We start from the raw sequence: 14,659 nt of genomic DNA, 5'->3' as shown, positions 1-14,659 counted from the left end.
GCCTCCTTAGCCTTGGGCGCGTGCCGCCGTGGCGGGGCGGTGATAGATCAGATGCCGGCCGGGACGGGCGAACCCCGCCAGCAGCAGGCCCGCTTGCTGGGCCTGCGCCACCGCCAGGGCGGTGGCCGCCGAGACGGCGACCAGGGCGCCGATGCCGGTACTGGCACACTTGTGCACCATCTCGTAGCTGGCGCGGCTGGAGACCAGCGCGAAGCCGTCCGGCGAGGGGCCGCCGCGGCGGGCCAGGGCGCCGATCAGTTTGTCCAGGGCGTTATGACGCCCCACGTCCTCGCGGGTCAGTTGGATGCGCCCACCGGCATCGCACCAGGCGGCGGCGTGGGTCGCCCCGGTGGCGGCTTGGAGTGGCTGGTGGTCGGACAGCGCCGCCAGGGCGCGCTGGATGGCGGCATCATTCAGCGATGGCGCCGTGACCTCGGGGATGGGACGAATCGCCTGCTCCAGGGCCTCGGTGCCGCATAGCCCGCAGCCGGTGCGCCCGGCCAGGTTGCGACGCCGGGCCTTGAGCTCCACCAGCCGCTGGCTGCTGATGGTCAGCCGCACCGCCAGGCCCCGCGCCTCCTCGCGAACCTCCAGGTCATAGCACTCATGGGGATGCGCCAGGATGCCCTCGGAGAGGCTGAAGCCCAGGGCGAACTCCTCGAGATCCGCGGGCGTGGCCATCATTACCGCATGGGAGATGCCGTTGTAGACCAGCGCCACCGGCACTTCCAGGGCCAGGAGGTCCTGCTGGGCATCGGCATACCAGCCGTTGCCGCCTCGCTGGACCTCCACCGGGTGGCACGCTACGGCGGTCGCGGCCTGCGTCCTGGCATCATCGCCGGCGCTCATGGCGTGGCCTCCTGCTGCGCCTTGGCCAGATAGCCGCGCTGGGCCCGGTCGAAGGCATCGAAGCGTTGCTGCCAGGCGGAGGGCCGGCTGACCTTCTCCACCTGCACCGCGGTGACCTTGTACTCGGGGCAGTTGGTGGCCCAGTCGGAGTTATCGGTGGTGATGACGTTGGCGCCGCTGCCCGGGTGGTGGAAGGTGGTATAGACCACCCCCGGTTGCATGCGCTCGCTGAGCCGCGCCCGCAGCACCGTCTGGCCGGCGCGGCTGGTGATGCCCAGCCAGTCGCCGTCCTGGATGCCGCGTAGCTCGGCGTCGGCGGGGTGCAGCTCCAGCACGTCCTCGTCGTGCCACGCCTGGTTGTCGGTACGCCGGGTCTGGGCGCCGACGTTGTACTGGGAGAGGATACGCCCGGTGGTCAGCAGCAGCGGGAAGCGGCGGCTGGCGCGTTCCTCGGTGGCCACGTACTCGGTGATGGCGAAGCGGCCGCGGCCGATCGGGAAGTCGAGCTCATGCAGGGTCGGCATGCCCAGCGGGTGCTCGGCGTTGCAGGGCCACTGCAGGCTGCCGCGCTCGTCGAGCTTGGCGTAGCTGACCCCGGCGAAGCTCGGCGTGAGGCGGGCGATCTCGTCCATGATCTCGGACGGATGGGCATAGTCCATGGGGTAGCCCAGGGCCCGGGCCAGGTCGACGGTGATCTCCCAGTCGGCCTTGCCGGCCAGCGGCGGCATCACCCGGCGTACCCGGTTGATGCGCCGCTCGGCGTTGGTGAAGGTGCCGTCCTTCTCCAGGAAGCTCGAGCCCGGCAGCAGCACATGGGCGTACTTGGCGGTCTCGTTGAGGAAGATGTCCTGGACGATCAGACACTCCAGGGAAGAGAGCGCCGCCTCGACGTGCTGAGTGTTGGGGTCGGACTGGGCGATATCCTCGCCCTGCACGTAGAGCGCCTTGAAGCTGCCTTCGATGGCGGCGTCGAACATATTGGGGATACGCAGCCCCGGCTCGTGGTCCAGGGTGACGCCCCAGGCGGCCTCGAAGCGCCCGCGGGCCACTGGGTCGGCGACGTGCTGATAGCCGGGCAGCTCGTGGGGGAAGGAGCCCATGTCGCAGGAGCCCTGGACGTTGTTCTGGCCGCGCAGCGGGTTGACGCCGACGCCCTCGCGGCCGAGGTTGCCGGTGGCCATGGCCAGGTTGGCGATGCCCATTACCATGGTCGAGCCCTGGCTATGCTCGGTCACCCCGAGGCCGTAGTAGATGGCGCCGTTGCCGGCCGTCGCATAGGTGCGCGCGGCCTGGCGCACCGCCTCGGCGGGTACCCCGGTGATCGCCTCGCTGGCCTCGGGGGAGTGGTGCGGCTCGCGGATGAAGTCGCGCCAGGCGCGATAGGCCTCGCTGTCGCAGCGCTTGGCGATAAAGTCGTGATCCTCCAGGCCTTCCGTCACCACCACATGCCCCAGGGCATTGATCAGCGCCACATTGGTGCCGGGGCGCAGCGGCAGGTGCTGGGCCTCGCCCAGGTGCGGGGTCTTGAGCAGGTCGATGCGCCGCGGGTCGGTGACGATCAGCTTGGCACCCTGGCGCAGCCGCTTGCGCATCAGTGAGCCGAACACCGGGTGGGCGTCGGTGGGGTTGGCGCCGATGACGATGATGGCGTCGGCCTGCATCACCGAGTCGAAGGTCTGGGTGCCGGCGGATTCGCCCAGGGTGGTCTTGAGCCCGTAGCCGGTGGGCGAGTGGCAGACCCGCGCGCAGGTGTCGGTATTATTGTTGCCGAAGGCGGCGCGGATCAGCTTCTGCACCAGGTAGGTCTCCTCGTTGGTGCAGCGCGAGGAGGTGATGCCGCCGATGCTTTCGCGCCCATGCTCGGCCTGAATGGCCCGCAGGCGCGCGGCGGCGAAGGCGATGGCCTCCTCCCAGCCGACCTCGCGCCAGGGCTGGTCGATGGACTCGCGGATCATCGGCGTGGTGAGGCGGTCCGGGTGGCTGGCGTAGCCGAAGGCGAAGCGGCCCTTGACGCAGGAGTGGCCGTGGTTGGCGTCGCCGCCCTTGTAGGGCACCATGCGCACCAGCTGGTCGCCCTTCATCTGGGCCTCGAAGGTGCAGCCCACGCCGCAGTAGGCGCAGGTGGTGATCACACTGTGCTCGGGCTGGCCGGCATCGATGACGCTCTTCTCCATCAGCGTCGCGGTGGGGCAGGCCTGGACGCAGGCGCCGCAGGAGACGCAGTCGGAGTCCATAAAGGCCTCGCCCTGGCCCGCCGTGACCTTGGAGTCGAAGCCGCGACCGTCGATGGTCAGGGCGAAGGTGCCCTGCACCTCCTCGCAGGCGCGCACGCAGCGCGAGCAGACGATGCACTTGCTGGGGTCGAAGGTGAAGTAGGGGTTGGACTCGTCCTTGGTCGCCTGCAGGTGATTCTCGCCCTCGAAGCCGTAGCGCACCTGGCGCAGCCCCACCGCCCCGGCCATGTCCTGCAGCTCGCAGTCGCCATTGGCCGGGCAGGTCAGGCAGTCCAGCGGGTGGTCGGAGATATAGAGCTCCATGACGTTGCGGCGCAGCCGGGCCAGGCGCTCGTTCTGGGTGGTGACCCGCATGCCCTCGGTCACCGGGGTGGTGCAGGCCGCCGGGGTGCCGCGCCGGCCTTCCACCTGGACGGCGCACAGCCGGCAGGAGCCGAAGGCCTCGAGGCTGTCGGTGGCGCACAGCTTGGGAATATTGATATCGGCGAGGGCCGCGGCGCGCAGCACCGAGGTGCCTTCCGGTACGCGGATCGCCACGCCGTCGATCTCGAGTCTCACCATGGCGGCGCCCGCGGCGGGCGGCGGCGTGCCGAGGTCCTTGGCATAGGTCTGAATATGCTCCTGGGCCTGCTGGCTGGGGTCGAAATGTTCGATCATGGTCAGTCTCCCTCCACCGGGCGCCGGAAGTCGTCGGGGAAATGGGTCAGGGCACTGCGCACCGGGAAGGGCGTCATGCCGCCCATGGCGCACAGCGAGCCGTCTTCCATGGTCTCGCAGAGCTCACCGAGGAGCGCGAGGTTGGCGGCGCGGTTCTCTCCGGCGCGGATACGGTCGATGACCTCGACGCCGCGGGTCGAGCCGATGCGGCAGGGCGTGCACTTGCCACAGGACTCCGTCTTGCAGAACTCCATCGAGAAGCGCGCCTGTTCGGCCATGTCGACGCTGTCGTCGAACATCACCACGCCGCCATGACCGACCCCCGCGCCGACCTCGGCGAAGGCCTCGTAGTCCAGCGGCAGGTCCCACTGGCTCTCGGGCAGGTAGGCGCACAGCGGTCCGCCGACCTGAACGGCGCGTAGCGGGCGACCGCTGGCGGTGCCGCCGCCGAACTCTTCCATCAGGGTGCGCAGGCTGGCGCCGAAGGCCAACTCGACCAGGCCGCCGCGCTTGACGTTACCGGCCAGCTGCAGGGCCAGGGTACCCCGGGAGCGGCCCATGCCGACGTCGGCATAGGCCTGGGCGCCCTCGGCGAGGATAAAGGGCACGGCGGCCAGCGACAGCACGTTGTTGACCACGGTGGGGCGGCCGAAGAGCCCCTCGATGGCCGGCAGCGGCGGCTTGAAGCGCACCAGGCCGCGCTTGCCCTCGAGGCTCTCGAGCAGCGAGGTCTCCTCGCCGCAGATGTAGGCGCCGGCGCCCAGGCGCACCTCCAGGTGGAAGGCGTGGCCGCTGCCGCGGATGTCGTCGCCCAGGTAGCCGGCGGCCTCGGCGTGGGCGATGGCGGCATCGAGGATCGTCTTGGCCAGCGGGTACTCGGAGCGCAGGTAGATATAGCCCTGGGTGGCGCCCACGGCGAGGCCGGCGATGGTCATGCCCTCGATCAGCAGGTAGGGGTCGCACTCCATCGCCAGGCGGTCGGCGAAGGTGCCGGAGTCGCCCTCGTCGGCGTTGCAGACGATGTACTTCTGGTCCGCCGGGGTATCGAGCACCGTTTGCCACTTGATGCCGGTGGGGAAGGCGGCACCGCCGCGGCCACGCAGGCCGGAGGCCTTGACCTCCTCGACCAGCTCCTGGGGCGTGCGGGTCAGGGCCGTCTCGAGGCCGCGGTAGCCGTCGTGGGCCAGGTAGTCGGCGATCGACAGCGGGTCGGTCAGCCCGATGCGGGCGAAGGTCAGGCGCTGCTGGCGGGCGAACCAGGGCAAGGCCTCGGTGGGGCCCAGCGCCAGGGGGTGGCCGGTATCGCCCGCCAGCAGGTCCCCATCGAGCAAGCCGGCATCGAGCAGGCCGGGAATATCCTCGGCGATAACCGGCCCGAAGGCCAGGCGGCCATTGGCGGTCTCCACCTCCACCAGGGGCTCCAGCCAGGCGGCGCCACGGGAGCCATTGCGCACCAGGGTCAGGGCCAGGCCGCGGGCGCGGGCTTCCCGCTCCAGGCGGGCGGCGACGGCGTCGGCGCCCAGGGAGAGGGCGGTGGTATCGCGGGGCACGAAGACACGCACGCTCATGCGATCACCTCCAGGGGGCGAGTCTGCAGTTCGTCGATCAAGGCATCGAAACGCTCGGCATCGACGCGCCCCAGGACCCGGTCATCGACGCGCACGGCGGGGCCGCAGGCGCAGTTGCCCAGGCAGTAGACCGCCTCCAGGGTGACTTCGCGATCCACGGTGGTCTGGTGGTAATCGATGCCCAGGCTCGCCTTAGCGTGGGCCTCCAGGGGCCGTGCGCCCATCGCCTGGCAGGCCTCGGCGCGGCAGATCTGCACCACATGGCGGCCGGGGGGCGCGGTACGGAAGTGATGGTAGAAACCGATCACCCCGTGGACCTCGGCGCGGGTCTGCCCCAAGGAGTCGGCGATCAGCGGCACCGCCGCCTCGGGAATGAAGCCGAAGCGGTCCTGAAGGGCATGCAGGATCGGTAGTAGGGCGCCGGGCTTGTGCTTGAGGGCATCGATCTCGGCCTGGATCGCCTGGGGCGTCCACTCACGGGAATCGCTCATCGCTCCCCCTGGTTGTCTTTAGCTGGCAAGATATGCACGGTTTTTCATATTTAGAAGGGCGTGCATCACGGTCGCGATAAAGCTAGCATCGGTCTCTCTGGGGAGAAATAAGAAACTTACTTCATATGAAACGTATCCGGATCACGCCGGCCTGGTACTTCAGCGACGAGGCGGGCAACCAGCTCGATCCCAAGCTCTTCGCGCTGCTCGAGGGCGTGCATCGCCATGGCAAGTTGACCCGGGCGGCCGAGGGCGTAGGCGTCTCCTATCGCCATGCCTGGAACCTGCTCAACAAGTGGGGGGAGTTCTTCGGCATCGCCCTGGTCGAACTCGAGCGGGGACGGGGGGCGCGATTGTCGCCGCTGGGGGAGAAGCTGCTGTGGGCGGAACAGCGAGTCATCGCCCGCCTGGGACCGCAACTGGAGAGCCTGGGCTCCGAGCTCAACCTGGCCATCCAGCAAACCCTGGAGGGCACCAAGCCGGTACTGCGCCTGCATGCCAGTCATGGCTTCGCCGTAGAGCTGCTGCCGATGCATCTCGGCGAGCTGAGCCTCGATCTGCAGTACTGCAGTCCCCGCGAGGCCCTGGCGGCGCTCAATCGCGGGGCCTGCGACCTGGCTGGCTTTCATCTGCCCCAGGGCGAGGTGGGGGGCAGGGTCAGCCGGGAGTATCGCGACCTGCTCAAGCCGCGTAGCCATCGGGTGATCGGTTTTATCGCCCGTCGCCAGGGGCTGATGGTGGCGCCGGGCAATCCGCGGGGGATCGCTGGCCTGGTCGACCTCGCCGCAGGCGGGGCGCGCTTTATCAATCGCCAGGCGGCCTCGGGCACCCGGGCACTGTTCGATGGCCTGCTGGCCGAGGCGGGGGTGTCGCCCTCACGGATTCGTGGCTACGAGGTGGAGGAGTATACCCACTCGGCGGTGGCCGCCTATGTGGCCGCCGGCATGGCGGAGGTGGGTTTCGGGGTAGAGGCCGCGGCGCGGCGTTTCGGCCTCGATTTCGTGCCCCTGGCCACCGAGGATTACCTGTGGGTCTGCCACCAGCGCGACGTGGAGGCGCCGCGCTTCGCCACGCTACGGGAGCGATTGCGAAGCGCGGAGTTCCAGGCCGCCGTGGCGGCGCTGCCCGGTTATGCCCCCCGCCGCTGTGGCCAGCTGATGACGTTGGACGAGGTGCTGCCCTGAGGCAGGCCGCCATGACGGCGCGGCTTGCTACCGCCGGTTATGCCCGCCGCCGCTGTGGCCGGCTGATGACGCTGGACGAGGTGCTGCCCTGAGGCAGGCCGCCATGACGGCGCGGCTCGCTACCGCCGGTTATGCCCGCCGCCGCTGTGGCCGGCTGATGACGCTGAACGGGGTGCTACCCTGAGGCCACGGGGTGTGCCTACGCCTTAGCCGGCCTGGCAGTATTCCACCAGGGCGTCGGCGAAGGTGTCGGTGGTGCCGCTGCCGCCCATGTCCGGGGTCACCCGAGCGCGGTCGCGCTCCAGCACGGCGCGGATGGCGGTGCGGATCTTGGTGCCCTTGTCGATCATGCCCAGGTGGTCGAGCATGTCCGCCGCGGCCAGCAGCAGGGCACAGGGGTTGGCCAGCTTCTGGCCGGCGATATCCGGGGCCGAGCCATGCACCGCCTCGAAGATGGCCGCCTCCTTGCCGATATTGGCCCCCGGCGCCAGGCCTAGGCCGCCCACCAGGCCGGCGCAGAGGTCGGAGAGGATATCGCCGAACAGGTTGGTGGTAACGACCACATCGAACTGGTGGGGATTCATCACCAGCTGCATGCAGGCGTTATCGACGATCATCTCCTGGAATTCGATCTCGGGGTAGTCCTTGGCCACCTCCCGGGCCACCTCGAGGAAGAGCCCGGAGCTGCTCTTGATGATATTCGCCTTGTGCACCGCGGTGACCTTCTTGCGGCCCTTGCTGCGGGCCAGCTCGAAGGCGTAGCGCACGATGCGCTCGGAGCCCGAGCGGGTTACCTTGATGGTCGCCAGGGCGGTCTCGCCATCCTCGCTGAGGCTCTGGCCCTCGGCCAGGTAGGCGCCCTCGGTGTTTTCGCGCACCGTGATCAGGTCGATGTCCTCGTAGCGCGAGCGGGTGCCGGGGAAGCTGATCGCCGGGCGCACATTGGCGTAGAGGTCGAAATGGCGACGCAGCTGCACGTTGATGGAGGAGAAGCCCTTGCCCACCGGGGTGGTCAGGGGGCCCTTCAGGGCCACGCCATGCTTGGCGATGGCATCCAGCGACGCCTGGGGAATCAGGGTGCCGTGCTTCTCCAGGGCGCCCAGGCCCGCTTCGATCTCTTCGTACTCCAGCCCGCACTCCAAGGCCTCCAGGACCCTGAGGGTGGCATCCATGATCTCGGGGCCGATGCCATCTCCCTTGATAACCGCAACGGTCTTGCTCATCACTTGCTCCTTGGCCACTTGTGGTGGCGATTGCTGTGGGCGGGCGTCCTGGAGGCGGCCTCTGGCCGCGGGTGCTGGCTGTCGGCCTGGGGACGGCGTTTAGGGTACGCCGAGTGTCGTTTCTATGCAGTCATCCTTTTCGCTATTGTCGACAGTCGCAGCATCAGCCGTTCTGCTGGCGGGAGACCAGGGCCACGTGGTCGAGGAACAGCCGGAACAGTTGCGACTGGCTGGAGACCCCCAGGCGCTGGTAGAGGTGCTTGCGGTGCACCTTGACGGTGCCGTCGCTGATGTCGAGCTCGCGGGCCGCCGACTTGGTGGAGTGGCCGGCCAGCAGCAGGCGCACGATCTCCTGCTCCCGGGCGGTGAGCACCCCGGCGCCGAAGCTGGCGAAGGCCGCCTCCACCGGGGCCTGGGCGTCCAGGTCGGCCTGGAACTGCCCGCCCTGCCACTTCCAGTACTCCACCAGCAGTACCTCCACCAGGGGCGCGAGATGGCGCAGCGCCTGCAGGGTGCGCCGGGTCAGCTTGCCGCCCTCGGCGCGAAAGCCCAGGGAGGCGACGATCACCACGTCCTCCGCGACCCGGGCGAAGAGCCCCACCTCGTCGGCCAGGCCCAGGGCCCGGTAGTAGTGGTGGTAGTAGTCGCTGGCCTCGAAGCGGTCCGGGGCCAGCTCCTTGAGGCGATGGGCGCCCTGGTCGAGGCCGCCGTCCACGGCGGCGAAGAAGGGGTCGAGCAGGTAGGCCTCGCTGAGGTAGCGGTCGATGCCCTGTTGGCGTTTGTGGGCCGGGTAGTCGTCGTGGATCAGCAGCGGCTTGAGGCGCCCCTGGTAGGTATTGATCAGGATGGTGTCGAAGCCGCTCAGCTCCTGCAGCTGAGTCGACAGGCTCAGGGGGAACTGGGGGGTCGGAGCCTCGCGAATCAGTTGGGCGAGGCGACGATGCCAATCGAGGCTGGCGGGCTGGGCGAGCAGGTCGGTCAGGGACATGGGTCGGGGGCCGGCAAGGATACTGAGCCCAGCATACCATGGCATTCACTTCGCCAACCGAGGGCTTTGACTCTATATAAACGCTACGCCTGGCGCCGATTGCCTACAGTGGCAGAGGCATCGGTAGATGCTGCTGATGTAGAGACAAACGATAAAAGCAGCGCGTGCGGGGGTCGAGTCGGCACGCGTCAGAATGCAGGGAGCCATTCGCATGCTACTAGATTATAAAAAACTGATGCGCCCCGGGCGACGCCATAGCCATCCTCGGCCCTCCACCGCCATCTCCCCCTCCGAACCTTCCGCCGTCACCCAGGGGCTGGCCGAAACGGCCCTGGAGGCCGGCCTGGATGCCATGGTGATGATCGATACCGAGGATCGCGTGCTGCGCTTCAATGCCGCCGCCGAGGCCCTCTGGGGCTTGTCCCGGGAGCAGGTGATCGGCCAGCCGGTGGATGGCTTGATTCCCGAGCTCCTGAAGGAGGAGCATCGCGACCATATTCGTGCCAACCGCGAGACCGGCCACGATGCCCAGGTGGGCCGTCACCGGGAGGTGCAGCTGATGCGCGCCGACGGCTCCATGCGCTGGGTCAGCATCGCCCTATCGCGGCTGCCGCTGCCCGAGGGACAGGGTTACCTGGCACAACTGCGCGATATCACCGAGGCCCGGCAGCAGGCCCAGGGGCCCCGGGAAGCCCTGGAGCAGTGCCTGGATGCGGTGATCAGCATCGATGAGGCGAACCGGGTCACCTTCTTCAATGCCGCCGCCGAGCGCCTCTGGGGCTATGAGCGCGGCGAGGTACTGGGCCAGAACGTCAACCGTCTGGTACCGGCGGAGATCCGCCATCAACACGATGGCTTCGTCGACCGTCACCGGCGCAGCGGGACGGATCGCATCGTCGGCACCAGCCGCGACGTGCAGCTGTTCCGCAGCGATGGCGAGCCACGTTGGGTCAACCTGGCGCTGTCGCGTTTCGTGGTGGAGGGGCGCCAGTGTTATACCGCCTTCGTGCGCGACATCACCGAGCAGCGCAAGCTGCGCACCCTGATGGAGAGCACCCTCGAGCAGGCCCTCAATGCGGTGGTCACCATCGACGAGCACAACTGCGTGACCTTCTTCAATGCCGCCGCGGAGCGCCTCTGGGGCTATGCGCGCCAGGAGGTGATCGGCGAGAACGTCAAGATGCTGGTGCCCCACGCCATCCGCGATCACCACGACGGCTATGTGCAGCGCAACCGGGACACCCACGAGGATCGCCTGGTGGGCAAGACCCGCGAGGTGGAGGTGGTGCGCAAGGACGGCAGCACCACCTGGGCGGCGCTCTCCCTGGCGCGAATCCATCTCGACGACAGCGTCGTCTTTACCGCCTTCCTGCGCGATGTCACCGAGGACGTGGCCCACCGCGAGGCCATGGTGGCGCGCATGGCGGAGTTCGCCGAGGCCAGCGAGCAGATCACCCGCTTCGCCGAGTCCATCGAAGAGATCGCTATGAACACCAACCTGCTGTCGCTGAACGCCTCCATCGAGGCGGCCCGGGCCGGCGAGGCGGGACGCGGCTTCTCGGTGGTGGCCCAGGAGGTGCGCTCCCTGGCCGAACGGGCCTCCGGTTCCGCCAAGGAGATCGGCGAGGTGGCGCACCATACCCAGGACCTGTTCACCGAGCTGCGCGAGGCACTGCGCGCCCTGGAGGAGGCGGCGCGCGGCAAGGCGCAGCGTTAAATGCCGATGCAATGCCGATGCGGCAAGGGCGGCTAGGCTTGTCGGCATGGGGTGGCGCTCCGCCGCCCGTCGACGCACGGAACCGACCATGCTGGGATTTCTGCAGGGCTTCGCCTATGGCCTCTTCCTGACCTGCTGGCCCTGGTTGGTGGTTGGGCTGCTGGCACCGCCCCTGGCGCTGCCCGGCGCCGAGCCCAGCCGCCTCCAGGCGGTGCTGCGCTATGCCCTCATCTTGCCTTTCGTCAGCCTGCTGCTGTGGCTCACCTCGCTGTGGGGCGGTTTCTCCCCCAGCCTGTGGGGCTGGCTGGCGGGGCTCGTTGCCATCGGTGCGGCGCTTCCCGTGGAGCGCCGCCTACGGGCCTGGTGGGGGAGGAGGCGGCGCGCCCGGCTGCAGGCGCGACTGGATGCCGAGCTGACGCGGCGCCGCGAGCGCGAGGCCCGCGAGGCCCATGAGGCGGACCTGCACCATCTGGATAGCGAGGCGCCGCCCGCCGGGGCGGACGACCTGGTCCGGGCGCTATGCCGCGCCAAGGCGGCCCTGGAGGCGAAGGAGCGCAGCGACCTGGCGCTCCAGGTCGATCGCTTCTATAGCCGTTATCGGCGGGTGCTGGCGCTGCTGGAAGGCAGCTTTCGCCGCGACGAGGTCACCTATGGACGGGCTCATGGCCTGGTCAGCGAGGTGGGGCGGGAGGCGCTGGGGCAGCTCGAGGCCATGGCCACCCTGCTGGAGGGCGTCGCCGGGGTGGATGCCGACTTCGTGCGCCGTCGCCTGGAGCGTCGCGAGCCGCGGCTCGGCGTCGAGGAGTGCCTGGCCCTGGAGCGGCGCCTGGCGCTGGTGGAGGAGACCGAGCGCGACCTGCGCCGGGTACGGGCCCGGCTAGAGGCGATCCTGACGCTGTTCGACGATACCTGCGTCAGCCTGGCGCGGCTCCAGGCCGAGGCGCCGCGTCGCCTCGGGCAAGACGATGCCCTCGAGGCGCTGAAGCGCTTCGCCGAACGGGCCGAGCGCTACGCGCGTAAGGATTCGTGAGCCCGGCGACGGGCGAGCTATGCTGAGGGCAGCCAACGGCGGCCGAGGAGGCGTGTCATGACCGAGTCGGAACGGCGACCCTTGTCGCTGCCCAATCCGCAGGAACTCGCCGCGCGGCTGGAGCGGCCCGAGGCGCCGGATCCGGACGCCCTGGAGGCGGAGGCCGTGGCCTGGGTCGAGACGGTGCTGGGCAGCGGGGCCCGGGAGCGTCAGCGCCACGCCGTGGACGAGCTGGGGCTGGCGACGCAACGCCGCGCCGCCCATCAGAGCGAGATGCTCAAGACGCCGCTGCGCAAGCTGGCGCGCCACAGCGAGGATGGCGGGCCGGTGGCCCAGGCCCTGACGGGGCTGCGCGAACGCATGCACGAGCTCGATCCCCAGGCCCATCACCTCGAGCCGCGGCGCCTCGACTGGCTGGTCGAGCGGCTCCCCGGGGTGAGCAGCCGGCTGCAACGCTACTTCCGGCGTTTCGAGAACGCCCAGGAGGCCATCGACGGCATCATCGACGAGCTCCAGGCGGGGCGGGACGTCCTCTATCGCGACAACCTGACCCTGGGCGACGACCAGGAGGCCCTGGAGCAGACCCTGGCCGAGCTCCATCACCAGGTCGCCCTGGGCCGGGCCATCGCGGCGCGCCTCGAGGCGAGCCTCGCCGAGCGCGACCTCGAGGAGGCCGAGCGGGGCTTTATCGAGCAGGAGCTGTGCTTCCCGCTGCGCCAGCGCCTGCTCGACCTGCAGCAGCAGGTGGCGGTCTGTCAGCAGGGCATCCTCGCCCTGGAGGTGATCATCCGCAACAACCGGGAGCTGATGCGCGGCGTGGAGCGGGCCGTCAACGTCACGGTGGCGGCCCTGGGGGTGGCGGTCACCGTGGCCCTGGCGCTGGCCAATCAGCGCATGGTGCTGGACCGGGTGGAGGGGCTCAATGCCACCACCAGCGAGATGATCTCGCGCACCGCCAAGACGCTGCGCGCCCAGGGCGTGGATATCCAGACCCGCGCCGCCTCAGCGATGCTCGATATGCAGGCCCTGGAGGAGGCCTTCGGCGAGGTGATGGCGGCCATCGACGACCTGGCGGACTATCGCCGCCAGGCCCTGCCCGCGCTGGGCGAACAGATCGAGCGCCTGGATGTGCTGACCCGCCGCGGCCAGACGGCGGTGAACGACCTGGTGGGGAGACGGGGCGATGCCTCCCCCCACAACGACGAGGGGGCGACCTAAGGCCGCCCCCTCTGCTGCACCGTCTGGATGCGGTGCCTTGCCCCGCGTCTTATTCGGCGATCAGCCGCAGGGTATAGGTGCCGCTGCTGGTGTTGCCGTAGGAGCGAGCGATGGCGCGGTACTCGCCGGGCTCCAGGTAGGCCTGGATGCGCGAGTCGAGCCCGTTGCCGCCGTCGTCATTGCTCTCGAAGATGCCATTGCCTTCCAGTTCCAGGTAGGTGTCCAGGTCGCTGGACATCATGTCCAGGCGATAGCGGCCGGCCTGGGTGATCTCGAAGGCGTAGTAGTCCTGGGCGCCGGGCTCCAGCCAGGCTTCCAGGGACTCGTTCAGGGTCAGCTCGCCGCCGCTGGGCAGGTCACCGATCTCCCGGGAGACCACCGACAGCTCGAAGAGCCCGCTGGCACTGCTGCTGAAGCTGCGCGCGACGATGGTGTAGTTGCCCGGCTGCAGGCGCTGACGAATCTGCGAGTCGAGACCACTGCCGCCGTCATCGTTGCTGGTGGAGACGCCGGGTCCGGAGAGCTCCAGGTAGCTGTCGAAGTCCTGCGAGCGCATATCGATGGTGACCAGGGCCGCCTCGTCCACCACCAGGCTGTACTCGCGGCGCTGTCCGGAGAGCCAGCCGTTGAAGGTCTCGCCCACGGTGACTTCGCCACCGTTGCGCAGTTCGCCGTCATGGGGCAACTGCTGGGGCTCGACGCTCAGCTGGTAGAGGCCGCTGCCGTCGCCGAAGGCACTGCGTGCGGTGACGGTATAGTCGCCGGGCTCCAGGAAGCCGCTGATGCGCGAGTCGAGATTGCCGGCGCCATCGTCATCCTCGAGGCGCACGCGGTTGGGACCGCCGGAGAGCTCCAGGTAGGTGTCGAAGTCGTCGGAGTGCATCTCGATGCGGTAGAGGCCGGTCTCCTCGATGGTCAGCGGGTAGGTCGAGGGACCATCCTGCAGCCAGCCGTCCAGGGGCTGGGAAACCGTCAGCTCGCTGCTGCTGTCGCTCAGCTCGATCTCGCGGCTGTTGAGGTCGTAGGGGCCGAAGCTGCTGGCGTCGACGCCGCTGACCACCACCAGGTAGTCGCCGGTCTCGTCGATGCGCCGGCGCAGGGCGTTGCCGGGTTGGCCATAGGCATCGGCGATGCTGGCGGCCAGCAGTTGGGTCTCGTCATCATAGAGCGCCAGGCTGCCGTTCAGGGCGCCACTCAGCTCGAACTCCACCAGGCTGTCGGCATCCAGGCTCAGGGTATGGCGCGCATAGCGGCTGCCATCCTTGCCGTTGAGCTCGCTGGAGGAGGTGATCTCGCCGCGGAACTGCTCGCCCAGTTCGATGGCGTGGACGACGGGGGCGTCATCGCTGGTGTTGGCGCTGCAACCGGCCAGCAGGCCGAGGGCAGCGCCACCGAGGGCGACCAGGGTAAGAGAGGAGGCACGATTGGCCATGGAAGCATCCTTGTTCGATGGCAAGCATCGGTTGGTGTGAAGATCGGCTCGGCGGAGCGAGCCTCGAC

The 14,659-nt window shown here is 69.0% G+C and carries 11 protein-coding genes; 4 read left to right on the top strand and 7 right to left on the bottom strand.

What is annotated here, in order from left to right; all coding sequences use genetic code 11:
• Window positions 1–6: 6 nt before the first annotated feature.
• The 4 genes from fdhD to HPA02_RS14010 are packed head-to-tail and all read right to left on the bottom strand — an operon-like array spanning window position 7 to window position 5,799.
• A complete protein-coding gene (fdhD, locus tag HPA02_RS14025; RefSeq protein WP_146803829.1) occupies window positions 7–849 on the bottom strand; it encodes a formate dehydrogenase accessory sulfurtransferase FdhD in 843 nt (280 codons plus the stop codon).
• A complete protein-coding gene (gene fdhF, locus HPA02_RS14020; RefSeq protein WP_146803828.1) occupies window positions 846–3,740 on the bottom strand; it encodes a formate dehydrogenase subunit alpha in 2,895 nt (964 codons plus the stop codon). Before fdhF ends, fdhD begins: the two co-directional genes overlap by 4 nt.
• 2 nt (window positions 3,741–3,742) lie before the next feature.
• The gene (locus tag HPA02_RS14015) at window positions 3,743–5,308 is read right to left on the bottom strand and encodes a formate dehydrogenase beta subunit (RefSeq protein WP_146803827.1); all 1,566 of its coding nucleotides are present in this window, start codon (window positions 5,306–5,308) and stop codon (window positions 3,743–3,745) included.
• On the bottom strand, window positions 5,305–5,799 hold the full coding sequence (locus tag HPA02_RS14010; RefSeq protein ID WP_146803826.1) for a formate dehydrogenase subunit gamma: 495 nt from the start codon (window positions 5,797–5,799) through the stop codon (window positions 5,305–5,307). Before HPA02_RS14010 ends, HPA02_RS14015 begins: the two co-directional genes overlap by 4 nt.
• Before the next feature lie 125 nt (window positions 5,800–5,924).
• On the opposite strand from HPA02_RS14010, the gene HPA02_RS14005 reads away from it, so the two are divergent.
• On the top strand, window positions 5,925–6,983 hold the full coding sequence (locus tag HPA02_RS14005) for a substrate-binding domain-containing protein (protein WP_146803825.1): 1,059 nt from the start codon (window positions 5,925–5,927) through the stop codon (window positions 6,981–6,983).
• Window positions 6,984–7,189: 206 nt separating this feature from the next.
• Here the strand turns inward: HPA02_RS14005 and HPA02_RS14000 are convergent, their stop codons facing one another.
• Entirely contained in the window at window positions 7,190–8,206 is a 1,017-nt protein-coding gene (locus HPA02_RS14000) for an isocitrate dehydrogenase (RefSeq protein ID WP_146803824.1), read from the bottom strand.
• Window positions 8,207–8,369: 163 nt separating this feature from the next.
• Window positions 8,370–9,194 (bottom strand): helix-turn-helix transcriptional regulator, encoded by an 825-nt coding sequence (locus HPA02_RS13995; RefSeq protein ID WP_146803823.1) that lies wholly within the window; start codon window positions 9,192–9,194, stop codon window positions 8,370–8,372.
• Between the two features lie 211 nt (window positions 9,195–9,405).
• Here HPA02_RS13995 and HPA02_RS13990 point away from each other — a divergent pair, with 211 nt between their 5' ends.
• The 3 genes from HPA02_RS13990 to HPA02_RS13980 all read left to right on the top strand — a co-directional run bounded on the left by HPA02_RS13990 (window position 9,406) and on the right by HPA02_RS13980 (window position 13,159).
• Window positions 9,406–10,911 carry a PAS domain S-box protein gene (locus HPA02_RS13990; RefSeq protein ID WP_222594001.1) on the top strand — a complete coding sequence of 502 codons (1,506 nt, stop codon included), beginning with the start codon at window positions 9,406–9,408 and terminating at the stop codon, window positions 10,909–10,911.
• An 88-nt stretch (window positions 10,912–10,999) separates the two neighbouring features.
• Window positions 11,000–11,941 carry an AAA family ATPase gene (locus HPA02_RS13985; RefSeq protein ID WP_146803821.1) on the top strand — a complete coding sequence of 314 codons (942 nt, stop codon included), beginning with the start codon at window positions 11,000–11,002 and terminating at the stop codon, window positions 11,939–11,941.
• A gap of 57 nt (window positions 11,942–11,998) precedes the next feature.
• Window positions 11,999–13,159: a toxic anion resistance protein gene (locus HPA02_RS13980; protein ID WP_146803820.1), complete on the top strand. Its 1,161-nt coding sequence runs from the start codon at window positions 11,999–12,001 to the stop codon at window positions 13,157–13,159.
• Window positions 13,160–13,208: 49 nt separating this feature from the next.
• Here HPA02_RS13980 and HPA02_RS13975 read toward each other — a convergent pair whose 3' ends face one another.
• Window positions 13,209–14,591, bottom strand: a complete 1,383-nt coding sequence (locus HPA02_RS13975; RefSeq protein WP_146803819.1) for a hypothetical protein — start codon at window positions 14,589–14,591, stop codon at window positions 13,209–13,211.
• Window positions 14,592–14,659 lie beyond the last annotated feature (68 nt).

This window comes from Bisbaumannia pacifica, from assembly GCF_007989625.1.
GTDB lineage: Bacteria > Pseudomonadota > Gammaproteobacteria > Pseudomonadales > Halomonadaceae > Bisbaumannia > Bisbaumannia pacifica.
This window is presented reverse-complemented; position numbering and strand designations above follow the sequence as displayed.